The following is a 23,247-nucleotide window of genomic DNA, read 5'->3' as shown; positions in this document are numbered from 1 at the left end:
GCCAGGAGGGAGGCCGGAGCGACTTTGCAGGACATTAGAAGCACTTAGTCCGCTGGTTTTTCCGTTCAGAGAGGCATCAATGATTGTTTGAGCGCAGCGAGTTGCATTGATGCCTCTCTGGCTTTTAGGAAAAATCAGGGGGCTTAGTGCTTCTTATGTCCGAAACCGGAGCATCGGCCTCCCTCCTGGCAACCGGAGCGCAAAATGCGGGAACTCAAGAGACAGAATATCTGGACGCGGAACGTGTTTCCCGATATAATGGACATGATCCGTAAACAGAAGTCAGACAGGAGTGCAGAGAAATGAAGGTTGCCGGAATTGTAGCAGAATATAACCCGTTCCACAGCGGGCATCAGTATCATCTGGAGGAAACCAGGCGTATAACGGGAGCGGATTACTGTGTAGCAGTGATGAGCGGAGATTTTGTACAGCGGGGAGAGCCTGCATTTTTCAGCAAATATCTGCGCACCCGCATGGCTCTCTCCTGCGGCGCCGACCTGGTGCTTGAGATCCCTTCCATATTTGCAGTCAGCAGTGCGGAGGATTTCGCTGCATGCGCCGTGGCCCTCCTTGCAGGTCTGGGCGTTGTGGATGTGCTCTCCTTTGGAAGTGAAAACGGCGACATAAAGCCCATCAGGGCGGCTGCCTCTCTCCTTGCCCAGGAAGGGCCAAACCTTTCGGCTCTTTTACAGGCCGGACTCCGTGAGGGCCTTACCTGGCCCCAGGCGCGCAGCCAGGCACTTCTCTCCCTGGCAGAGTCCGAGGAGGACTTTCCGCTGGCAAAAAAAGAGCTTGACCAGATCCTGGCAAGTCCCAACAGCCTTTTGGGGATTGAATACTGCAAGGCCCTTAAGCGCCGTCACTGCAGCATACAGCCTGTCACTGTGCCCAGGAAGGGACAGGGCTATCACGATCTGGAGCTTGATGAAGGCCAGGCCTCCGCTTCCGCCCTCCGCAGGGCATTTGCAGATAAGACAATGGACAATGGGCACCTCTCCCATGTTCCGCCGGAAATCAGAGCTCTGTATATGGAAGGGAAGCCTCTTTTTGCCGGGGACTGCTCCGGCATACTCAATTACAGGCTGTTGGCCCTGTTTCAGGAGGGCTGTGCTTTTGACGATTATGCGGATGTCTCCGGGGATTTAGCCTCCCGTCTGAGACACCACCTGCTCCAGTTTGCGGACTGGGAAGGCCGTACACGGCAGCTTAAGACAAGGCAGTATACCTATACACGGATCAGCCGCGCCCTGACCCATCTGCTCCTCGGCATTACAAAGGAACAGACCGCCCAGGCCAGAGAGGCCGGATATGCCCCTTATGGGCGGGTGCTGGGCTTTCGCAGGGAGGCAGGACCTCTCATGGCTGCGATCAAGAAGCAGTCGTCGATCCCCCTGGTGGTAAAAACTGCCGCAGCGGACAGGATGTTAGAGGGAACAGCCCTTGCCATGTTCCGCCAGGATCTGCATGCAAGCCATGTGCGGCAGGTGCTGGAAAGGGAAAAATACGGATGCGTGGGAAAGAATGAATATAACCAGGAGATCTGCATCCTTTAGCTTATAAAAGAGGGTTCTGCCCGGAGGCTGCTGCCTTATCGGAGCGAATTGTTAACTTATTTTTTTATTTAAGTTGACAATTCGCTTTTTGCGTGGTATAGTCAACCTTGTTCTGTTACATATATCATAGCAAAGAAAGGATCATCCTTATGAACACTACTCCATCCTCTATCCATGCCTCTGCTGCAAAGAGGCGTATTTCCACCCAATCCATCGTCCTTGTAGGCATGTTTGCAGCTGTTCTGGCTGTCATCTCACAAATCTCTCTTCCCATGCCATCCGGCGTCCCCATCACCATACAGGTATTCGGGATCGCTCTGGTGGGGACGGTCCTGGGATGGAAAATGGGATTTTTTGCTACTGTCGTATATATTCTGCTGGGGGCTGTGGGCCTTCCGGTATTTGCCAACTTTAGGGGCGGCATCCAGGTCCTGGTTGGCATGAGCGGAGGTTATATCCTTGCCTGGCCGGTAATGGCAGTGCTCTCCGGGATACGTCCGAAGACAGAGAATAAGACCAGAAACCTGGCTGTTATGATCATCCTGTCCATCATCGGGCTTATGATCGTAGAGTTTGCCGGCGCCTTCCAGTGGTCCCGCCTCACCAGCGATATGAGTTTAAGCGCTATCATCGCCTACTCCTTTGTGGCCTTCATACCAAAGGATGTGATCATCACCGTGGTTGCCGTGGTGATCGGAAACCAGATGCGTAAACCCCTGATCCGGGGCGGATATCTGAAATAGGATCATTTCTGTATGGCAAAAAGCCGCATGTCCGGACAACATGCGGCTTTTTTTACTCCAAAACAGATTTATGAAAGCTTTACGATCACGGTCTCATAGGCGCGAAGAGGGATTTCTCCATCTCTCCCCTCCCGGCTGCTATAGTTGGACAGGATCACCTCGCTGTCCGCCCTCACTCCATCCCAGCAGAGCTTCTGCTCTTCTTCTGAAAAATTGTGGACAGCAAGCCAGGCAGTTCCCTCCAGGCTTCTGATGAAGGCGATCACCGGCCCCTCTGTCTCGGAAACCAGCTGGAAATCACCGTAGACCATGACCGGATTCTCCTTTCTCAGCCTTATAAGCTTCTGATAGAAATGGAAGATCGAATCCTCATCCTGCAGCTGCTGCTCCACATTGATCTCCCGGTAATTTGGATTCACCGGAAGCCAGGGCTCTGCCAGGGAAAAGCCTCCATGGACGGAGGAGTTCCACTGCATCGGCGTTCTGGCGTTGTCACGGCTGATGTTTTGGGATACCCTCAAGGCCTCCTCCTCAGAGGCACCCTCCTGAAGCATGGTCTTGTAGTAATTGCGTGTGTCAATATCATTATAGTCATCAATGGAAGGAAGCTTGATGTTCGTCATGCCGATCTCCTCTCCCTGGAATACAAAGGGAGAACCGGGAAGGGTGTGCAGGTAGGACGCCAGCATCTTAGCGGACTCCTTCCAATACGCTCCGTCATTGCCGTACAGTGACACCTGCCGCGGCTTGTCGTGATTGCTTAAGAATCTGGCCCACCATCCGTCCTTCTTCAACGTCTCGTAGGTCTCTGCAAGATTTTTTTTGAAATTCGTTGGAGACCAGGTCTCAATCTCCACAATGGGCGGAATAAAAGGGATCGCCATATTAAATTCCCCTCTGGATGCGCTGGTGTAATTCCATGCATCCTGGGGGGTATTCACGATGACCTCTCCCACTGTCATCAGATGGTCCGGCGCTATGGTCTTCGCCACCATTTCCTGGATGTACTGGTGGGTTCCCTCCAGATTTGCGCAGGAGGAGGTTCCAAATGCCTGGCTCATATCTGCCCTTCCGTCCAGCCCCTTGTCCAGATAGCTGATCGCATCGATCCGGTAGCCATCCACACCCTTTTTATTCCAGAACCGCACAATATCAAGGATCTTCTCCCTGGCCTCGTCATTGGCCCAGTTCAGATCCGGCTGCTGCCTGGCAAAAAAATGGAGGTAATACTGCCCCCTCTCCGGCACATATTCCCAGGCGCTTCCGCCGAATACGGACAGCCATCCGTTTGGCGCGCCCCCGTCCTCCGCCGGATCACGCCAGATATAATAATCACTGAATTTGTTGTCTCTGGACTTTTTGGACTCCTGGAACCAGGGGTGCAGGTCAGAGCTGTGGTTTAATACCAGGTCCATGATAATGGCGATGCCTCTCTCATGAGCGCCGTCCCGGAATGCCTCCCAGTCCTCCATTGTCCCAAATTCTTCCATAATGCGGTAATAATCGGAGATGTCGTATCCATTATCCACATTAGGAGAAGCATAGACAGGGGACATCCATACCGCGTTGATGCCCAGCTCCTTCAGATAATCCAGCCGTTCGGCCATGCCCTTTAAATCTCCGATCCCATCCCCATTTCCATCCTGGAAACTCCGTGGGTAAATCTGATAGATCACAAGCTCCTTAAACCAGTCTTTTTTATGCTTCATTGCTCTCTTCTCCTTCTGTTTGCCTCAAGCAGAGCATCTGCCGCCTCAGCAAAGCCATCCTCCTCATTGGACAGGGTGATCATATCTGCTGCTTTCTTTAAGCCTTCGCTGGCATTTCCCATGGCAACCGACCAGCCCAGAGGCAGAGAAAGCATCGTCCTGTCATTATCTCCATCGCCAAAGGCCATTACCTGATTCAGCGAACAGCCCAGAGACCGGATATAGTCCGTCAGTCCCTCTCCCTTACTGGCATATTTGTTGGTGATCTCCCAGTTCGTGGAAAAGGAGGCTGCGACACACACTTCTGGTATCTGCTTTAGCCTGCCCTCGATCTGGCGGATCAGGTCCACATCCTCGCTCAGCGTCACTGCTTTATAGCATTTCAGCTCCATACGGAAAAATGCTTCCGGCACGATCCGTCGGTAGGGCTTTAATATCAGGTCTTCTTCCTCCCTGGTACGGTCCTTTCCCGGAAACAGCCGTGTTAAAAAGAAATGGCGGAATACTTCCTCCTCCGCCACAATATACTCTCCCTGATCTGTCACCAGCTGGAGGATCAGCTCCTTCTGCCAATCCCTGACAGCCTGGAATACCGCGCGGACCTTGTCCATAGAAAGGAAATGCTCCCTTTTCAGCTTCCCGTCCTTTCCATAGATCGCTGCTCCATTCATGGCAATCATATCACAGGCAATGCCTGCCTCCTTCAAGGGAAGAGATGCCTCCCCAAAGGTCCTTCCCGTGCAGACGATAAAGCGGAGGCCTGCCTCCTGGAGCCGTTTTACCGCCTCCCTGTTGGCCTTGCTGACCTTGCCTGCTCCATTCAAAAAAGAACCATCCATATCACTGACTACCACACGGATCTTCTGGCTCCGCTCTGGATCTGAGGCGATCAGCGAAAGTGTGTGTTGGCTCTGTTCCATTCCTACTCTCCTGTCTCCTTTTTCGCCGCCATTAAGGCGATCTCTATCATATCCTCAAAGGTTCTCTGGCGTTCCTCTGCGGAAATCGCTTCGTGAGTAATGGAATGGTCGCTTACTGTCAGCAGGGCTGCCGCCTTTTTCCCTGCGGCCCTTGCCACATGAAACAGCGCAAAGCTTTCCATCTCCTCTGCCACACATCCGTACTTTTCACGGATCTTGAAATTCGCTTCCCGGTCCATCCGGTAAAAGCAGTCTGTCGAATGGATCTTTGCCAGCCTCACCTGCTTTCCCTGCTCCGCTGCCGCCCGCATGATGATTGCGTTCAATTCACCTGAAGGATACTCCCAGGAATCCTTATATCCGTCATATGTCTGGGCAAAGGTGGACTCGCTCCAGCTTTCCTCCACAAGAAGCACATCACCCATTGCTATCTGCTCCGAAAAAGCGCCGCAGGAGCCCACCCGTATAATGGTGTCCACATCATATTTGCGGTACAGCTCATGGGCATAGATCCCTGTAGAGGGGCCTCCCATACCGCCGCCCATCACGGATATCCTGGTTTTCTTGTACCATCCGGTATATCCCAGCATATTGCGGGTGCTGTTAAACTGGAATGCCTGCTCCAGATACTGCTCTGCGATCCCTTTTGCCCGCAAGGGATCCCCCGGCATTAAGACTACCGAAGCAATCTCATTCCGGGATGCCTGATTATGTATTGTTGCCATCGTCAACCATTCCTTTTATTGGTTTCCATAAATTTCCATCAGTTCTGTTACCAGCAGACGTATTGTCTCACATGACATCAGCTGATCCTCTCCATGGACGATCATCAGGCAGACCTGAGGCTCAAGGCTCTCTGCTTCCTTCTGGAGCAGCCCCATATGGCTCTCATGTGCCTGAGCCAGCATGGAATCGCCTTCCTTCAGAAGCTTTCCTGCCTCCTCTGTCTCATGCTTTTTGGCGCACTTTAACGCATTGATATAGCTGGATTTTGCCATCCCGGCATAGGTGACGATCCCCATGGCCTGCATCGTTAATGCTTCAATATCAACCATAGCCTCTTATTCTCCTAACAGTGCTTTTGCCTGAGCTAATGCGGCTTTTCCGTCTGCCATTGCATAGGTTCGCATCTCAACGGCTGCAGTGGGCACCTCCACAGCCTCCTGTATCTCATCTACTGCATGCATAAGCTGTGGGCCTACCAGACACACATCCCACTCGCCTGCCTCATCCTCTGCAGCTGCGCTGCTGACTGCCTTGATCTCCAGCGCTTCTCCCTGGGAAGCTGCGTACTCCTTCATCTTCTTTACCAGAATCGAACTGGACATACCTGCATTGCAAACAACCAAAACTCTCATCCCTGATTACCTCCTGAATATTCTTTCTCTTATATATTACCATGTTATCACTTTTGATCTTGGATCGCTTTCTCGATCAGGCCAAACACCTGCTCCTCATTGCCCGCCTTCCAAATTTTCTCTGCCTGCTCCTCTGACTGGAGCAGCCTCCAGAGCGCTTCGCAGACACCATCTCTGCCGATGTCCGATCCGGCTTCGTTTTCAGAAACCGTCCATGGCCGGAACGCGGCCATTGCCGCAACCCTCACAGGACCGTCTGATCCGTTTATCACACAAATGCTGATACCGTCAGAACAGGCTGTACGCTCTACAGGAAGAAAGAACCAGTATCCCTCTGTCCTCCGTCCAAAGCCTTCCTCTGCTGCCTGTAAAAGCCTTCTGCACTCCTCATCTTCCAAACCTTCTCCGGGAAAACATCCCATTTCTACAAGGGACTGCGAGCAGGAAACAGCAGCCTCTTTTAATGACAGCTCCTCCTCAAAAAAACGGATCTGAACACGTGAAAGGAGAAAATCTCTGGAATCCATAAGCTGCTTTTTCATCAGAAGCTCATCTAAAAAGCTCTTCATTCTGCGCTGCTCCGCCTCTGAAGGGGAACCTGAAAGCGTCAGCTGTGGGAGCTCCATCCTGACCTCCATAGGCTGGGCAGAGATCAATAAGTCCGGCTGTCTTTCACGGCAGGCCGTTTCAAGAAGATACTGAGGACATACCCCGCATATAAGCACCTTCTGCTGAAACTGCTCCGTGATCCAACGGCACACCTGATAATACCAGGCGGAAGCCGCTCCATACACAACCAGTGCCCGGACCGCCTTCCCCTTTCTGCTCTCACAGACCTGGAGATATTCTGTGATCTGCCAAAGCTCCCCAGCCCTTAAGTAAACTCCATACTGCTTATGGATCAGAATATTTAACAGCATTGCACCCCGGTATGCGGCTCCCGGCTGATCCATGGAATCCTTGGAAGATATTCCGCCGATCTGAATCTTCAGTTTCAGCCTGCGGATCAGGCAGACCAGATTCTGATAAAAACATTCACTGATCTGTGTTTTATCTAAAAAGGAAATACCATACTGATAGAATAGTTTTTCCTGAAAAATTTGAAATAATTCCTTTGCCTCTGCGGCATCCCTGTCATCCTGCAAGGACGTCCGTCCCTTCGGATATCCCAAACGCTCAAAGTTCCACGCTGACTGCGAACCATCTTCCGGAAAACCTGCAGCCTGAAGGAAGCGGTACATAAATTCCAGATCACATTCTTCCAGTTCCAGAAAGAAGGATCGGTTCATTTCCTTCAATAGATCTGCCAACTCATCATCATGCCGGAAATCCTCCTGGATCTCCAGAAAAAAGGTCTCCTCCCTTCTGACATTGGTATAAAATACCACCCAGGCGGCAATATAAAGAAGCTGATCTGATACAATGATCCCCTTCCTCCTGCAATACGCCTCCACATACTGGTAAAAGGTGTGGATCTCACGCAGATTGACGATCCCCCGCATCAGATTATACAGGCAGCTATCCATCAGCTGTCCGCTTTCCAAAATACAGTTCATGACCAGGCAGAGCACCATTCTGCGGATCTCGCTTTCCGGCGCATACATAGCGACCCTGCCGCCCTGCACCCAGAGACCATGGAAATCATACTCCTTTTTTAGTATCCTCTCCAGATAGGCAATGTCCTTGTAAAGGGTCTGCTCAGAAACGCACATACGTTCTGCCATTTGATAAATATTGATCCCCGGACGCCCCAGTACCCGGTCCATCACAGCAAAACGGCGCTCCCTGGGTGTCTGTGCCTCCTTACTCTGCTCTGGCTGATTTAAGCTTTCCAGGATCAAATTGACTTTATTTTTGTTTTCCTCTTCAATAAAATATCCGTTCTTCTGGGAAGCACTGATGCAACAGCCCAGCTCTTTCAGCCAGCGGTTAACAGCAGCCACATCATTGCGTATCGTTTTCCCACTGACCCGGAGCTGCTCAGACAGCTGCTTTCCCGAAATTCCTTCTGGATGCCCCACGATCGATTGAAGCATATTTTTCTGACGTATTGACAGCAAAAGCAACTCCTCCTTTTGCTGTCAAGTATAGCACAAGGCCTGTCCGAATTCCAGTAACTACTCAGCCATTTTCCTTCTTCAGTTCATCTGCCTCCATCATCTTAAAGAACGGATAGTACATGATGCCCATAAGGACCACATTCAGAACAGCCATCACTGCAGCCTTCCAATCCAGTGTCAGAAGGAAGGCCTGGAAGCCGGGAGGCAGGAAGCCAGGAGCCTCCCAAAGGGGAAGGCCTACAAAGCCCGAAGCCATAGCCAGGTAATCCAATGCGGCCACGATCACAGGTCCAATTACAAAGGGAAGCATTAAAAATGGATTCATGATAATGGGAACACCGAAAATGATTGGCTCGTTCACACCAAACAGAGAAGGGATAATACCCACCTTGCCAATGGTCCGTAAGGACTTTGCCTTAGAGAACATCATAAGTAATACCAGGCCCAGAGTCATACCGGAGCCGCTTACCTGTAAAAATCCATAATAGAAGCCGAATGTAAATACATGGGCAGGAGCCTGCCCTGCTGCAACAGCTGCTGCGTTTGCTGTTGCATTGGCGATTGCAAAAGGTGCCCACACACTGGAGGTGATAGCTGCACCGTGCAGGCCGAACACCCACAGAAGCTGTGTCAGGGAAACAACGATCATAACTGCCGGAAGAGAATCCATGGATGTGATCGCCGGAGCCAGGATATTCATAATCACCTGTGGGAATACGGTTCCTCCCACGCTCTGGCACAGAACGGAAACAGCCGTTGCTGCAACCACATCGATCACCAGAGGGATCAGAATGGAAAAGCTGTCAGCAACCATTGGAGGTACGCTGTCAGGCATTTTGATTGTCAGATGGTATTTGCTGCAGAGACGCATGACCTCAACCGCAAAGATTGCTGAAATGATGGCAGTAAAAAGTCCTTCTGCTGCCAGATAGGTCACTACCCAGCCGCCGTCCTCTCCTATGGTAACAGACAGGATCAAATGCACCAGGATCGCAGATGCACCTACCAGCACATTCTTGATCTTGTAGCGCTTTGCCAATGAATTGGCTATGTACAGCGCCGCATACAGGGACATGATGTTTGTGGTAAAATAGGTTGGCAGTGTAATGATACTGTTGTGGGCATTCACCCATTCTGACACTCCGCCGCCGATCAGGTTGCCGATACCCGTAGGTACAAGGCAGAAGGAACCAATGATGATGATCGGCACAATGCCTACAATGCCGTCCTTAATGGACTGGAGATGCTTCTGCTTTTCCAATACCTTTGCGATCGGCATCATCCACTTTTCAAGCCATTTCTGAAGCTTATTCATACTTTATGAGCCCTCCTTATGTGGAAATTGATATTGTTCTTATTATAAAATAGGAAATCCAACAGCTCAAATAATTAAATTCCTCATAGGTACGGTAATTTTTGATAAACTGTTCAAAAGTGCCTGCCAAACTTTTATGATGCGGCGGTGCGTCCGCTGCTGGGCGCATTCAGGTTTCCTAAGGAAGCATCTCAGGCGCCAGCAGCCTTACGATTGCGGGCTCTGCCTGGAGAAAGGCCAGAAGGTCTCTTATCTGCTCCTTATTGTCCTTTTCCTTTCCCTGATATACAGCGCGGATAAGGATATTCTTCGGCGTGTGCTCCATGTCGATAAATTCCAGTATCTGGGTACGGTAGCCTCTGTATTCCAGGACCTGGGCTCTGATCCCGTCTGTGTAGAGGGCGGCCATACGCTCCTTTAGAAGGCCGTACTGGAGCATCGGCTTCTGGAGATCACAGCTCATCTGACGGTTCAGCTCATGCTGGCAGCAGGGTACAGACAGGATGACCTTCGCTCCCCACTGCACTGCCTTTTCCAGGGCGTAATCCGTGGCTGTATCGCAGGCATGCAGGGTGACTACCATGTCCACATGGCTGACGCCCTCATAGGAAGCAATATCTCCATGGCAGAAGCTTAAGCTCTCATAGCCGTAAGCTCTGGCAAGACGGCTGCAGTTGTCGATGACATCCTGCTTTAGGTCCAGCCCGATGATGCGTACCGGATACCCCTTCAGTTCCTTTAAATAATGGTACATGGCAAAGGTGAGGTAGGATTTCCCGCATCCAAAGTCAATAATGGTGGTCTCCTCCTCCTGATTTAAATTGGGAAGGATATCCTCTATAAATTCCAGAAAGCGGTTGATCTGGCGGTACTTGTCATAGTGGCTGTTTACCACCTTTCCGTCCTTTGTCATCACGCCCAAGTCCACCAGGAAGGGCACCGGGCGTCCCTCCTCCAGGATGTAGCGCTTCCTGCGGTTGTGCTCCATCAGCTTTGAGGGGGCTATCATGGGACGGGGCGGGGTCTGCTCCATCTTTTTCTTCACGGTGACCTTTCCCTTTTTGCTCACAAGCACCTGGCCGCTCCCCAGCTCTGACTGTATCTCTGCCTGACGGAAGGCGTGTTCCAGTAAGTCTGTGACATAAGCCTTTGTCTCTGCCATATCCATATTCCGGTGGAAGGCCTGTTTTCCCACCTGTTCCTCCGCCTGGAACATGAGGCTGCCCTTTATGAGCAGGGGACGTAGCCTGGATTTGGAGAGCTTATCCGCTTCGCAGGGATTACTCAGTATAATGCGTGTCAAAGAAGGATTTAAAAAGGTATCCAGCAATGCTTCGATCTGTATGCGTTCTTCCTGGTTCATGTTTTTTCTCCTGCAGATTCCTGATTCACAGAGGTCCTTTCACGCACCTCTGCCAGACCAGTATAGCACAACCTATGCCATATCTGCAATCCAGACCTTCATCTGGCCGCCGCAGACCATTCCTTCCTCCCCCGCCACATCATTGCTCATATCGATGGTGACTGTACGGCTTTCTCCTGTGCCGATGAGCTTCCTGGCCTCATGGAGGACAGCGCTCTCACTGCAGCCGCCTCCTATAGAGCCCTTTGTCTGCATTTCTTCTGTGACCGCCATGTAGGCTCCTGATTTTACAGGTGTGGAGCCTCCTGTCTCATACACGATCAATACTGCCTTTGGCCTGGTATCCTCTGCCAGGAACCGGAGCAGCTCCAGATCGATCTCCTCGTTGGTGAGTATCCGGCTCTTTGACCGGCGGCTGGTCTCCCGCCTGCGGCACTGGATCAGCTCCGCCACAATGGAGATGGCGATCTCCTGTATGGTAAGCGCATTGATGGGAATGCCGATGGGCGTATGTATCCTATTCAGGAGTTCTTTTTCAAAGCCCTCTTCCCCCAGGAGCTTCAGCAGCTCTATGCCTCTCCGGCGCGAGCCGATCATCCCCAGGTACAGAGGCTCTGTCCCTCCCAGCACTGCCCGGAGGCAGTCTGCATCATACCGGTGGCCTCTTGTGATCACTGCCACATAATCGTTCTTCCGGATGTCCAGCGCCTTTATTGCATGTTGAAATTCATCACATACAACGGCTTTCGCCTCCGGGAAGCGGGGCGAGTTGGCAAAAGAGGGGCGGTCATCCACCACTGTGACCTCAAAGCCCAGGGCAGAAGCAAAGGCACATAAGGGCTGTGATATATGCCCTCCTCCCAACAATATAAGACGCTCTTTTGGACGGAAATTGCGCGTATAGAGGATACCCTCTGCCTCAAATTCCAGTGCTCCCGGCCTTCCCTCGCAGACCGCCTCAAACACACGCTGAAAACGTTCCTTCATACAGCTATTCCTCCCATATTTCCTTTTCCAGCAGACGCTTGTAATATGCCCTTGACTGGTAAAGCGCCCCTGCCGGGTTGTGTGCCAATACACGGTCCTTTGTGATCAGCGTGGTACACAGCGCCTTCGAATATTTGTAGAACAGGCTGTCATGTCCAACGCACAGGCCCACCACCACATTAAAATCCGTTTTTGCCTTGTTTAAAAGCTTTGCCTGTAAAATGGGATTGCACATGACAGGTCCTGTACGGCAGGTGTATTTCTCCTCTATACCGATAGTAACCTTATCTACAGAGCCTACTTTGCAGGCAGCGCCGTAGACATCAAATCCATTCAGCTTCAATATCCTGGCAAAAATGCGGCTTTCCTCGATCAGGCCTGCACAGGTGGCGATCCCGATCTTTTTCGCTCCGATCCTCCTTGCCACTGCCATGATCTCTTCTACACGTGTGTATTTTCCATAAAACTCCCCTTCCACCTCGGCTGACGCAATGGCGATCTTCCTGTTCTCTTTTTCATCCGTGTATAATTTCACCACCTTTGCGATCTCTTCCTCGCTCAGCTTGGCGGTCAGGCAAAAGTCCGGATATTTACTGTTCCTTTTGCCGCAATTGACTACTCCGCAGTCCGTACAGCTGTGGGGATAGGATGCAGCCGGCTGTTTCTCCTTTTTCTCTTTTTTCTTGCCTTTCTTTTCTTCCTTTTTTCCCATGATGTAATAACTCCTCCCTGTGATTTTCCATTTTGTTCCACAATTATATCAAAAAAACAGGCTGCCGTTAATCCCTCTTTGGATAAAAGCAGCCTGTTTTTTATGTGCTAATCTTCAAACAGCGGTGTGGAAAGATAACGGTCTCCGGTATCCGGCAGCAGTGCAACGATGGTCTTTCCCTTATTCTCAGGACGCTTTGCCAGCTCAATGGCAGCCCATACAGCGGCTCCTGAGGAAATACCTACCAGTACGCCCTCTGCCCGGCCGATCTTTTTGCCCGTATCAAAGGCATCCTTATTTTCCACGGCAATGACCTCATCGTAAACTCCGGTATTGAGCACATCCGGTACAAAGCCTGCGCCGATTCCCTGGATCTTATGGGAGCCGGAAACGCCTTTGCTCAGCACCGGGGAGCTGGCAGGCTCAACCGCCACTACCCTCACCTCCGGATTCCGGCTCTTTAAGTATTCTCCTACGCCTGTGACGGTTCCTCCGGTACCAACACCTGCCACAAAAATGTCCACCTTGCCGTCTGTATCCTCCCAGATCTCCGGGCCCGTGGTATTTCTGTGGACTTCAGGATTGGCCGGATTTACAAACTGGCCTGGGATGAAGCTGTCCGGGATCTCCTTTGCCAGCTCATCTGCCTTTGCGATCGCACCCTTCATGCCCTTTGCTCCTTCTGTCAGCACAAGCTCGGCCCCATAGGCTTTCATGAGCTGGCGGCGCTCCACACTCATGGTCTCCGGCATGACGATGATGATACGATAGCCCCTGGCAGCTGCCACCGATGCCAGCCCGATGCCCGTATTTCCTGAGGTTGGCTCAATAATGACGGATCCCGGCTTTAACTGTCCCTTTGCCTCCGCATCATCGATCATGGCCTTGGCAATACGGTCCTTTACGGAGCCAGCGGGATTAAAATATTCCAGCTTTCCCAAAAGGCGGGCCTCCAGTCCCTCTTCCTTTTCTATGTGTGTAAGCTCCAACAATGGGGTCTTCCCGATCAGCTGGTCAGCAGAAGTATAGATCTTGCTCATAATATTATCCTCCATTATCCATATTTTTATTATTATAATAACATTGTCATTGTGTTCCTCTGTTTTCCATCCAGGGCCAACATCGGAAACCTTTTCTATATCTCCTCATTTTATTACCTACCTTTTAAGTATGTTTATAGGGATTATATGCCTTTTTAAAAGAATTGTCAATGGTCTTTTATAAAATTTACATATTATTTTAAGTTGATTTCCCTATTTCTATTATTGTATAATAGGTTTAATAAGACAACAGGAGGAAAAAGCATGCTGGTTTCAACAAAGGGGCGCTATGCCCTGCGTATTATGATAGATCTGGCAGAACACCAATCGGAGGGCTATGTTCCCTTAAAGGAAACAGCCGCGCGCCAGGAAATATCCGAAAAGTACCTGGAGGGGATCCTAAAAATGCTTGTGCGCAGCAGGCTGCTCACCGGCCTGCGGGGCAAGGGAGGCGGCTACAAGCTGACAAAGGCTCCCGAGCAGTATACAGTGGGAAGCATCCTGCGGGTGACTGAGCTCTCTCTGGCCCCGGTATCCTGTCTTGATAATGGTCAAAAGCCCTGTCCCAGAATGTCCGGCTGCAGGACACTGCCCATGTGGCAGGGACTGGACAAGCTCATTAATGACTATCTGGACAGCATTACACTGGCAGACCTGATGCACACAGAGCGGCCAGGTGATGACTATGTTATTTGAGAAGTGGCTTTAAAAACTGGCAGGACAGCCTGATACACAGACTGCCCTGCCAGTTTTTTCTTGTAACACGGCTTATGGCCGCATAAGAAGCATCATCTGTCCTTTACCAGATAGAATCCGCAGCGGTCCTCCGTAAATACTGCCCGCAGCCGCTTTTCCTCTGCATAATCCGCGATCCACTGCCTAAGGCTCTCCTCTGCCGGTTCATCCAGCGAAAAATACTGGCCTCCGCAGCTGTCATGAAAATGCAGCTGTACGGAGAAGTTGTCTTTCAAAACCGCTTTCAGCTTTGCCGCCTCTGTCAGGCTGATAACTGTCATTTTTCTACCTCCTCTCTTCGTATTGTTCCAAAAAATGATAGCGCTTTCCCTGCTTCTTATATTCAATAACGGTATCTAGGTTCACATTTTCCACGCTTTTAAAAATATTCCCCTCCACAAAGGGATTGACCTTCTTCATCTCAGCGATCAGCTGCTTGACTTCCATCCGCTTTGAAATTCCGCTTCCATCAGGACGGCAGGTGGTACAGGTATCGGTAAAACGGCATGCACATTGGATAAACGTAAGCTCATTGTAGTCCCGCCATTTTTTGATATCCTCCTCCCGTATCAGGTACATAGGGCGGATCAGCTCCATCCCTTCAAAGTTGGTGCTGTGAAGCTTTGGCATCATGGTCTGTATCTGACCGCCGTACAGCATTCCCATAAGAATCGTCTCGATCACGTCATCATAGTGGTGTCCCAGGGCGATCTTATTGCACCCCAGCTCCTTCGCCTTGCTGTAGAGATGTCCCCTCCTCATGCGGGCGCACAGGTAACAGGGAGACTTCTCCACATCATAGACCGCCTCGAAGATATCTGATTCAAATATTGTAACAGGGATATTTAGCAGCCTGGCATTGTTCTCAATTACCAGACGGTTGGCCTCGCTGTACCCCGGATCCATCACAAGAAAGACCAGCTCAAAAGGTATTTTATCATGGCTCTTCAGCTCCTCAAACAGCTTTGCCATCAGCATGGAGTCCTTGCCGCCGGAGATACAGACTGCGATCCTGTCTCCTGCCCGGATCAGCTCATACTCCCTGACGGCTCGGGCAAATTTGGAAAGCAGTTCCCTGCGGAAACGCTTCTGTATACTCTTTTGAGCCTTCTCTGCCCTGGTCTGCCCATCTTCTGTTTTCTTCATACCAGCCAAAAGCCAGCCATTATAGCCTCCCTCCAGACTGTATGCGTCATAGCCCATGTCACGCAGCTCTTCTGCCGCATCACGGCTGAACATTCCCCGGGTACAGTAGAGAATAAGCTTCTTATCCTCCGGCAGCTCCTGAACGCGCTCCGAAAGCTCCTCCTGGGGAATGTTCACAGCCTCTGGGATCACGCCATAAGCCGCTGAAAACGCGCCTCGGATATCCACCAGCTGATAATCTCCCTCCTGAAGCTCCTCAAGATCCTGCCATGTGATCTCCAAACAGCCTTCATTCATAAAACAACTGATCCTTTCCTCTTTTTCTGTGAATTAAATAAAATATTCGATGGTCCTTTCCGGGGTCATCTTCGTCTTCTCATTAAAGAGCAGCACTGCCTCACGCCCCTCATATGGCCCCAGGGAATAGGTTTCCTTGGACTCCCGGTTAAAATAAGACGCAGGTACGATCCTGTTATAGGAACAGGGATGATCCTTTACAATGCGGATATCTGCCTCCTCATAAGACTCCTCCCAGTAATAGGGATCGAACATCAGTAGGACTCCATCCTGCTCTCCTGTCAGAAGCACATAATGCTCCACCTCGTAATACAGACGCACCACAGCCACTCCACGGCGCCTCAGGGCGTCATTGATCCTGCTTTCCTGTCCGAGAAATACGCTTTTTCCAGACAGGTACTGGCTGGAAATGTTCAGCCTTCCGATCTTTCCAAAACCGCACAGCCAGTTGCTGAGGAACATCATGGCTGCCATGGAGGTCCCGCATTTGCCCGGCACTCCCTCCGCATTATAGCAGTCCAGGCAGTACAGCATAATATTGCGGATCACCTCCGGAGGGATCTCTTCTCTCTCAAAGAGGTAGCTGATCCCGTTCAGCATGGAGGTGGGTCCGCAGTCATATTCTGACATCTGATAGCGAAGCGGATTCTTCATACCTATTTTCCCCCTGTTGGTTCCTGTTTTTTGGTAATATCTAATGTCTCATTCATGCTGCCTGTACGGTAGCCGCCCAGATCCAGCGTCACATAGGCAAAGCCCAGCTCCTTCAGCACCTGGTATATTTTCCCTCGGTTTTCTTCCTTCACCAATTCCTCAATATCTTCCGGCCTGACCTCAATGCGGGCCAGCTTATCATGGATGCGCACCCGGATCTGATGAAAGCCCATGTCCAAAAGCAGCTGCTCTGCCTTATCTACCATGCCCAGCTTCTCTTCACTTATGGTCTCCCCATAGACAAAACGGGAGGAAAGGCAGGCAAAGGACTGCTTATTCCATGTGGGAAGGCCCAGTTCCTTTGACAGCAGGCGGATTTCCTCCTTGTTAAGGCCTGCTTCCCTCAGGGGGCTTTTCACTCCCAGCTCCTTCACCGCTATAAGACCCGGACGGTAGTCTCCGTTGTCATCCAGATTGGAGCCCTCTGCCACTGCCCGGATGCCTCTCTCCCTGGCGATCTCCCATATTTTCTCAAAGAGCTCATGCTTGCAGAGATAGCAGCGGTTTACGGGGTTCTGGCGAAAGCCCTCTATATCCAGCTCCTCCGACCTGCAGACGATATGCGTGATTCCATTCTGCTCGCAAAAGGTCCTTGCCTCTTTTAATTCCCTCTCCGGGAAGGAGCAGGAGCTGGCTGTCACTGCGATGACCTTCTCCCCCAATGCTTCCGATGCAGCCTTCAAAAGAAAGGTGGAATCCACGCCTCCAGAAAAGGCTACAGCCACGCTTTGAAGGCCGGATAGATATTCCTTCAATGTCTGATACTTTTCCCTGATTGTCTTCATATGCTTTACCATCCCTTTCGCTCACAGGCTATAAAAGCCCGGTTTTCTCCATCGCCTGGCGCAGATCTCCAATAATGTCCTCGATATCCTCAATTCCTACGGAAAAGCGGAAAAAACCGTTGTGGAACTTCTCCGGGTACAGGTACTGCCTTTCATCCTCCTCTCCCAGAAATACGATCAGGCTCTCATCATGGCCAAGGGACACTGCAGAGGTGATGACCTTAAGCTGGCTGACAAAGCGGTTATGAGTATCATGGTCTGCCTTCAATCCAAAGGAGAGCACTCCTCCGAAGCCAGGAGCCATCTGGCTCAAGGCTGTCTCGTACCCATCGCTTCCGGGAAGCCCCGGATAGGCCACAAAGCTGACGCAGGGCTGGGCCTCAAGCCATTTTGCTGCTGCCAGGGCATTTTCATTGTGCTGGCGCATACGCAGTGGCAGGGTCACGCTTCCCCTCATGATCAGCCATGCATTAAAGGGACTGATGGTGCCGCCCAGATTGATCTGGGACTGTGCCCGTATAATGTCGAGATATTCCTTTTTTCCTGTAATAGAGCCTCCCATGGCATCACCATGGCCGTTAATGTACTTTGTCAGGCTTTCAATGGAAAAGTCCGCTCCAAGCTCAATAGGTCTCTGGTTAAAAGGGGAGGCAAAGGTATTGTCCACTGACAGCAGCACTCCATTTTCATGGGCAATCTCTGCAATGGCGCGGATGTCCGAAACCGTCAGCGTAGGATTTCCTGGCGTTTCTATGTGGATCAGCTTCGTGTTCGGACGCACAGCCTTTCTCACTGCCTCCAGATCAGAGGTATCTACAATCGTGGTCTCTACATGGAATTTATTGTTAAGCAGTTCATGAAGCAGCCGGTAAACGGCAATGTATGTCACGCTGGAAAAGATTACATGATCCCCGCTTTCTAAAAGGGCAAAAAACAGGCCTGAAAGAGCTGCCACCCCGCTTGAAAGCACGATGCAGTCCTCTCCGCCCTCTAAGGATGCAATCTTTTCCTGCAAATACTTCTGGTTAGAGCCTCCGTTGCGGGTATAGAGATTCCCGGCTGCACTTGACCAGTTCATGGCAGTGGGATCATAGGGCAGCTCATAGCTGTTTGCCATCGTGATGGGCCTCTTGATCGCACCGGTCTCCCCGTCCACATCATTTCCCGTATGTACTGCCCTTGTCTGAAAGCCGTATTCATTTCCGTAAGTCCGTTTTGTCATATCGTCTACCCTCATTTCTCTTTTTCAAATCTTTCCCTATACTCTACCGCCTTAAACCTATTTTGTCAATGTGGTTAATATGTTTAATTTTTGTAAAATGAGTATTCCACATAAAATCCACAAATTTTTCTGGTATCCTGTCCGGAAAAAGAACAAGGAGTGATTCATAATGGAATTGATCAAAAAGCAGCTCTCCATTGGTGGAATGACCTGTATCAACTGCCAAACGAAAATACAGAAGGCCTTGACTCATACTGCCGGTATTCATAAGGTGCAAGTGAGCTATAATAAAGGCACCGCAGATATCATCTATGATCCGGCATCTATTACCCTGGATGAGATCATCGCTGTCATTGAAGGACTGGATTATAAAATTTTAAAGGGACGATCTTCTTTTGCAGATATCCGCCGCACCCTGCGTTTCTCCGTTATGATCCTGTTTCTCTATGCCCTGCTTGAGGAATCCGGTGTGCTGAACCGCCTTGCCCCCGGCCAGCTGGCAGACAGCCGGATGGGCTATGGAATGCTTTTTCTCATCGGACTCATTACTTCCGTCCACTGCATCGCCATGTGCGGAGGCATCAATCTTTCCCAATGTATTCCACACGCCAACACAAGCAGCCAGGAAAGCTCGCTTTCTTCCCTCTGTCCGGCCTTTCTCTATAACCTGGGCCGTGTGATTTCTTACACCCTGATCGGCTTTCTCCTGGGAGCTGCAGGGATGACGATCAGAGGGGGCTTAGGAAACGGCCTTCCCATTCTGTTCCAGGGCATCTTAAAATTCATCGCAGGCATTTTCATGGTCATTATGGGCCTTACCATGCTGAACCTGTTTCCCTGGCTCCGACGGTTCAGCCTGAGAATACCCGGGCCTCTCGCCGCTGTGATCGGAACAAAGAAGCTGAAGGAAAAACGGCCCTTCATTATCGGCATATTAAACGGCCTCATGCCCTGCGGTCCCCTGCAGTCCATGCAGATCCTGGCACTGGCCTCCGGCAGCCCTCTTACAGGTGCCCTTTCCATGCTCATGTTCAGCCTTGGAACCGTACCTCTTATGCTGGGACTTGGGTCCATTGTATCACTTTTGGGCAGAAAATACACCAGACAGCTGATGGACATCGGAGCGCTTTTTGTGATCGTCCTTGGTCTTTCCATGCTCTCCCAGGGTGCCAGCCTTTCAGGCCTTTTCTCTCCCAAGCTTTTGCTGGTATTGATTGCCATGCTTACCATCCTTGGCGTGATCGCAAGCCTTCCCTTTGAGAGCTCCCTGCGCAGAGAGATCACTCTGGCTGCCCTTCTGCTCCTTGTGGGTTCGGGCTGCCTGATTTCCAGATATGTTTCCCCGGCAGCAGGCTCAGGGGCAGCCTCGCTGGAAGCGGAGGATCCGGAACTTGTGGACGGTACTCAGATCATAACCAGTACCCTTACCCCCGGCAGATACCCAGATATCACCGTGCAGGCGGGGATTCCTGTAAAATGGGTGATCAACGCCCCCGCCAAAAGCATTAACGGCTGCAACTACAAGATGATCCTCCCCTCCTACGGCATTACCCACGAATTTATAGAAGGGGAAAATGTGATCACCTTCACTCCAACACAGACAGGCACCCAGCAATACTCCTGCTGGATGGGAATGATACGGGGCAGCATCTTTGTGGTAGACGGAGATGCTGCCCCGTCAGAGGCTCCCAATGATCAGACTGCCGATATTCCTGTTCCGTCCGGTTACCAGATACCCTCTGATCAGTTTGCTGTTGCAGAGGCTTCTGTGGATGAAAATGGAGAAGACATCCAGACAGTCCGCATAGAACTGACAGAAGACGGCTTCAGTCCGGCAGTCATTGTGGCTCAAGCAGGCCTGCCCCTGATATGGGAGATTGATTTCTCCTCTGATGCGACGGCCTCCTCTGTGCTCCTGGCTCCGGCCTACTCCTCCAGGCTGAATCTCTCTCCTGGTGAAAATTTCCTCTCTCTCTATCCACAGGACAGCTTTGATGTCTCCACGGGAGACCACCGCTTTTATGCTTATGTCAAGGTGGTAGATGACATCAATGATTGGGATGAGGCCGCTGTCAGACAGGAGGTCAGCGGGTATGAGACCATGATCTATCCTGAGTCCGTTTTTGAAGTCCCAAAGAGAAGCTGCTGCTCCTAACGTATGTTTGAAAATCATTCCTGACATACGTTCAGGCAGTCCGTGAAGCGGTCCTGGGCTTTCTCTCTGGATGCGGTGCAAAATACGGGAACTTCTGAAGGCGGCTGGTTGACAATCCTTCCTTCTGCGTTTATCATAGTAACATCCGTAGAAATACCCACATCAAAGGTAGGTTTTATATATGATAAACTTGGACCAAAATACCACGATCCTGGTTGTTGATGATGAGGAGATGCTGCGTGAGGTCGTCTCCTCCTATCTCGAAAAAAAAGGTTTTCACGTCCTGACTGCCGCAACAGGAAAGGAAGCCCTGGAGCTGTTTGACCGAGCGCAGGTCAGCTTCCTGATTCTGGATCTGATGCTGCCTGATCTCTCAGGTGAAGAGCTCTGCTCTCTTATCCGCCAGAAATCCAGAGTACCTGTTATTATGCTCACAGCCAAAACCATGGAGGAGGATATGCTGAACGGCCTTCATATAGGCGCTGACGACTATATGACAAAGCCTTTCAGCTTAAAGGAGCTGTACGCCCGGATGGAAGCCATCTCCCGAAGGTCTGCCGGGGACTTGAAGCCTCTGGCCGAGAGGTTTCAGTGGAACGGCGGCGATCTCACAGCGGATCTGGAGCATAGGACCGTAAAAAAGCGCGGAACTGCCGTGTCTCTTACCCCCATTGAATGGAATATCCTCTCCTGCTTTCTGAAATATCCAAAAAAGATCTTTACCAGGGAGGAATTCATCCGTGATGCCTTTCACGAAGATTTCGACGGCTATGACAGGGTCATCGACACCCATATCAAGAACCTCCGCAAGAAGATCGAGGATGACCCCAAAAGGCCTGTCTATATCCAGACAGTCCACGGAGTCGGTTATAAATTTGGAGGCGAACCATCTTGAAACATACCCTTAGGACACAGCTCTCATTAGGCTTTTCGCTGATCGTCTTTGTTACCATCGGCCTCATCAGCCTGACTGCCAACCTTATGATCAACCGCCGTTTTGAAAAATATGTGGAGGCGCAGCAAAAGGCCTTTTCCGACAATCTTGCAGCAGGATTAGGCGACCAGTATAATACCTATACGGGAGAGTGGAACCTGGACTACATCCACGGCTTTGGAATGTATGCCTTAGAGGACGGCTATATCCTTACACTCTATGATAAGGAGGAACAGGTGATCTGGGATGCACAGAATCATGATATGACCCTCTGCCATCAGATCATGAACAGGATCTCCCTGCGGATGGAGGAGGAAAAGCCGGAAACGAAGGGAAACTTTGTGACCTTCCGCTATGAACTTAAGAAAATGGGAACCCTGATCGGCTATGCGGATATAAGCTATTACAGCCCTTATTATTTCAATGAAAATGATTTTCTGTTTATAGACTCCTTAAATCAGATTCTGCTCATCACCGGCATTCTCTCCCTTGCAGGCGCTGTTGCGGCCGGAACTCTTTTTGCCAAACGAATCACACGCCCGATTGCAAAGGCAACGGAGCTTGCCAGGAAGATATCGGAGGGAAATTACGGCATGGGCTTTGAATGCCGCGCCGGTTCAAGAGAGCTGCAGGAGCTGATACAGTCCTTAAGCCAGATGGAGACCTCACTGGAAAACCAGGAAAGGCTCCGCAGGCGGCTTACCACAGATATGGCCCATGAGCTCAGGACGCCCCTGGCAAACGTATCCTCCCATCTGGAGGCGATCCTGGAGGGTGTCTGGGAACCAACAGAGAAACGCCTCCAGGGCTGCTATGATGAACTCATGCGCATATCCGGAATCGTCACAGATCTGGAAAAGATGAGACAGATAGAGGGGGAAAATCTGATCTTTGACAAGGAGCCTGTGGACCTTTTCAAGCTGGTCCGGGCCGTACGGGGGGCCTTTGAGCCGGAGCTTCTGAAAAAGCGCCTGACCTGCAGCATATGCTGTACATCCGGCGATGTCCCTGTGCCTGTTCCGGGAAATGAAAAGCGGCTCCACCAGGTCGTCTTTAATCTCCTCTCCAATGCTGTTAAATATTCCAATGAAGACGGACATATCTTTATAAAGCTGGAGACCTCCCACAGCCATGTGCTTCTCACAGTGGAGGACCAGGGCACCGGCATTTCCAAAGAGGAACTGCCCTTTGTCTTTGAGCGCTTTTACCGGACAGACTCCTCCCGCACGAGAAAAACCGGCGGAGCCGGTATCGGGCTGGCAATAGCAAAATCCATCGTCCTTGCCCACGGAGGAAAAATATGGGCTGAGAGCGAGGAGGGAAAGGGAAGCAGGTTTTTCCTTTCTCTTCCGAGGGAGATCAATAAATAAACCTATTGACAAATTGTGTTTTCCATAGTATTATCCTATTAATTTTATAGGAATGATGGAGGAAAGAAAGCTGTTGACTGAAGTTCGCTATTCTGCAGAACAGAACTGCTGTTGTTGTACGGGCATGTG

At 50.8% G+C, this 23,247-nt stretch carries 22 protein-coding genes; 6 read left to right on the top strand and 16 right to left on the bottom strand.

Going from position 1 to position 23,247, the window contains the following annotated elements; genetic code table 11:
• Positions 1–302 precede the first annotated feature (302 nt).
• Together LIZ87_RS18300 and LIZ87_RS18295 are read left to right on the top strand one after the other, a co-directional pair.
• Positions 303–1,553 (top strand): tRNA(Met) cytidine acetate ligase, encoded by a 1,251-nt coding sequence (locus tag LIZ87_RS18300; RefSeq protein WP_178315521.1) that lies wholly within the window; start codon positions 303–305, stop codon positions 1,551–1,553.
• A 149-nt stretch (positions 1,554–1,702) separates the two neighbouring features.
• Positions 1,703–2,296, top strand: coding sequence for a biotin transporter BioY (locus LIZ87_RS18295; RefSeq protein WP_227148739.1), 594 nt, complete (start codon positions 1,703–1,705; stop codon positions 2,294–2,296).
• 68 nt (positions 2,297–2,364) lie between these two features.
• Here LIZ87_RS18295 and LIZ87_RS18290 read toward each other — a convergent pair whose 3' ends face one another.
• The 11 genes from LIZ87_RS18290 to cysK all read right to left on the bottom strand — a co-directional run bounded on the left by LIZ87_RS18290 (position 2,365) and on the right by cysK (position 13,760).
• Positions 2,365–4,005: a glycoside hydrolase family 13 protein gene (locus LIZ87_RS18290; RefSeq protein ID WP_178317203.1), complete on the bottom strand. Its 1,641-nt coding sequence runs from the start codon at positions 4,003–4,005 to the stop codon at positions 2,365–2,367.
• Positions 4,002–4,925, bottom strand: coding sequence for an HAD family hydrolase (locus tag LIZ87_RS18285; RefSeq protein WP_178317204.1), 924 nt, complete (start codon positions 4,923–4,925; stop codon positions 4,002–4,004). The genes LIZ87_RS18290 and LIZ87_RS18285 overlap by 4 nt, the downstream gene beginning before the upstream one ends.
• Positions 4,926–4,927: 2 nt before the next feature.
• Positions 4,928–5,650: a purine-nucleoside phosphorylase gene (deoD, locus tag LIZ87_RS18280; RefSeq protein ID WP_178317205.1), complete on the bottom strand. Its 723-nt coding sequence runs from the start codon at positions 5,648–5,650 to the stop codon at positions 4,928–4,930.
• A gap of 15 nt (positions 5,651–5,665) precedes the next feature.
• Positions 5,666–5,980, bottom strand: a complete 315-nt coding sequence (locus tag LIZ87_RS18275) for a PTS lactose/cellobiose transporter subunit IIA (RefSeq protein ID WP_178317206.1) — start codon at positions 5,978–5,980, stop codon at positions 5,666–5,668.
• Between the two features lie 6 nt (positions 5,981–5,986).
• Positions 5,987–6,283: a PTS sugar transporter subunit IIB gene (locus LIZ87_RS18270; protein ID WP_178317207.1), complete on the bottom strand. Its 297-nt coding sequence runs from the start codon at positions 6,281–6,283 to the stop codon at positions 5,987–5,989.
• A gap of 47 nt (positions 6,284–6,330) precedes the next feature.
• Positions 6,331–8,343: an HTH domain-containing protein gene (locus tag LIZ87_RS18265; RefSeq protein WP_227148738.1), complete on the bottom strand. Its 2,013-nt coding sequence runs from the start codon at positions 8,341–8,343 to the stop codon at positions 6,331–6,333.
• 61 nt (positions 8,344–8,404) lie between these two features.
• Positions 8,405–9,658, bottom strand: a complete 1,254-nt coding sequence (locus LIZ87_RS18260; RefSeq protein ID WP_178317209.1) for a PTS sugar transporter subunit IIC — start codon at positions 9,656–9,658, stop codon at positions 8,405–8,407.
• A 178-nt stretch (positions 9,659–9,836) separates the two neighbouring features.
• Positions 9,837–11,021, bottom strand: a complete 1,185-nt coding sequence (locus LIZ87_RS18255; protein ID WP_227148737.1) for a class I SAM-dependent methyltransferase — start codon at positions 11,019–11,021, stop codon at positions 9,837–9,839.
• 72 nt (positions 11,022–11,093) lie between these two features.
• Positions 11,094–12,008, bottom strand: coding sequence for an XdhC family protein (locus LIZ87_RS18250; protein ID WP_227148736.1), 915 nt, complete (start codon positions 12,006–12,008; stop codon positions 11,094–11,096).
• A 4-nt stretch (positions 12,009–12,012) separates the two neighbouring features.
• Complete coding sequence (locus LIZ87_RS18245) at positions 12,013–12,720, bottom strand: DUF1847 domain-containing protein (protein ID WP_178314154.1); 708 nt, start codon at positions 12,718–12,720, stop codon at positions 12,013–12,015.
• A gap of 107 nt (positions 12,721–12,827) precedes the next feature.
• Positions 12,828–13,760: a cysteine synthase A gene (gene cysK, locus LIZ87_RS18240; protein WP_227148735.1), complete on the bottom strand. Its 933-nt coding sequence runs from the start codon at positions 13,758–13,760 to the stop codon at positions 12,828–12,830.
• Positions 13,761–14,024: 264 nt separating this feature from the next.
• Here cysK and LIZ87_RS18235 point away from each other — a divergent pair, with 264 nt between their 5' ends.
• Positions 14,025–14,456 (top strand): RrF2 family transcriptional regulator, encoded by a 432-nt coding sequence (locus LIZ87_RS18235; RefSeq protein WP_178314319.1) that lies wholly within the window; start codon positions 14,025–14,027, stop codon positions 14,454–14,456.
• A gap of 92 nt (positions 14,457–14,548) precedes the next feature.
• Here the strand turns inward: LIZ87_RS18235 and LIZ87_RS18230 are convergent, their stop codons facing one another.
• Genes LIZ87_RS18230 through LIZ87_RS18210 form a run of 5 tightly spaced genes read right to left on the bottom strand, consistent with a single transcriptional unit; the run spans position 14,549 to position 18,659 of the window.
• Positions 14,549–14,776, bottom strand: a complete 228-nt coding sequence (locus tag LIZ87_RS18230) for an RDAC family protein (RefSeq protein WP_178314317.1) — start codon at positions 14,774–14,776, stop codon at positions 14,549–14,551.
• A 4-nt stretch (positions 14,777–14,780) separates the two neighbouring features.
• Positions 14,781–15,938: an ATP-binding protein gene (locus tag LIZ87_RS18225; RefSeq protein ID WP_227148734.1), complete on the bottom strand. Its 1,158-nt coding sequence runs from the start codon at positions 15,936–15,938 to the stop codon at positions 14,781–14,783.
• A 33-nt stretch (positions 15,939–15,971) separates the two neighbouring features.
• Positions 15,972–16,592, bottom strand: coding sequence for a peptidase C39 (locus tag LIZ87_RS18220; protein ID WP_227148733.1), 621 nt, complete (start codon positions 16,590–16,592; stop codon positions 15,972–15,974).
• 2 nt (positions 16,593–16,594) lie between these two features.
• Complete coding sequence (gene larE, locus LIZ87_RS18215; protein ID WP_178314311.1) at positions 16,595–17,437, bottom strand: ATP-dependent sacrificial sulfur transferase LarE; 843 nt, start codon at positions 17,435–17,437, stop codon at positions 16,595–16,597.
• A 28-nt stretch (positions 17,438–17,465) separates the two neighbouring features.
• Positions 17,466–18,659, bottom strand: coding sequence for a trans-sulfuration enzyme family protein (locus LIZ87_RS18210; protein ID WP_178314309.1), 1,194 nt, complete (start codon positions 18,657–18,659; stop codon positions 17,466–17,468).
• A gap of 169 nt (positions 18,660–18,828) precedes the next feature.
• On the opposite strand from LIZ87_RS18210, the gene LIZ87_RS18205 reads away from it, so the two are divergent.
• From LIZ87_RS18205 to LIZ87_RS18195, 3 genes are all read left to right on the top strand, one after another.
• Complete coding sequence (locus LIZ87_RS18205) at positions 18,829–20,814, top strand: urease accessory protein UreH domain-containing protein (RefSeq protein WP_227148732.1); 1,986 nt, start codon at positions 18,829–18,831, stop codon at positions 20,812–20,814.
• Between the two features lie 181 nt (positions 20,815–20,995).
• Entirely contained in the window at positions 20,996–21,709 is a 714-nt protein-coding gene (locus LIZ87_RS18200) for a response regulator transcription factor (protein ID WP_178315228.1), read from the top strand.
• Entirely contained in the window at positions 21,706–23,118 is a 1,413-nt protein-coding gene (locus tag LIZ87_RS18195; protein WP_227148731.1) for a sensor histidine kinase, read from the top strand. Before LIZ87_RS18200 ends, LIZ87_RS18195 begins: the two co-directional genes overlap by 4 nt.
• The last annotated feature ends 129 nt before the right edge of the window (positions 23,119–23,247 follow it).

It is taken from the genome of Lacrimispora sp. 210928-DFI.3.58, assembly GCF_020554865.1.
Taxonomy (GTDB): Bacteria; Bacillota; Clostridia; order Lachnospirales; family Lachnospiraceae; genus Enterocloster.
Note: the sequence above shows the minus strand (reverse complement) of the source record. Positions and strands in the feature narration are given on the sequence as shown.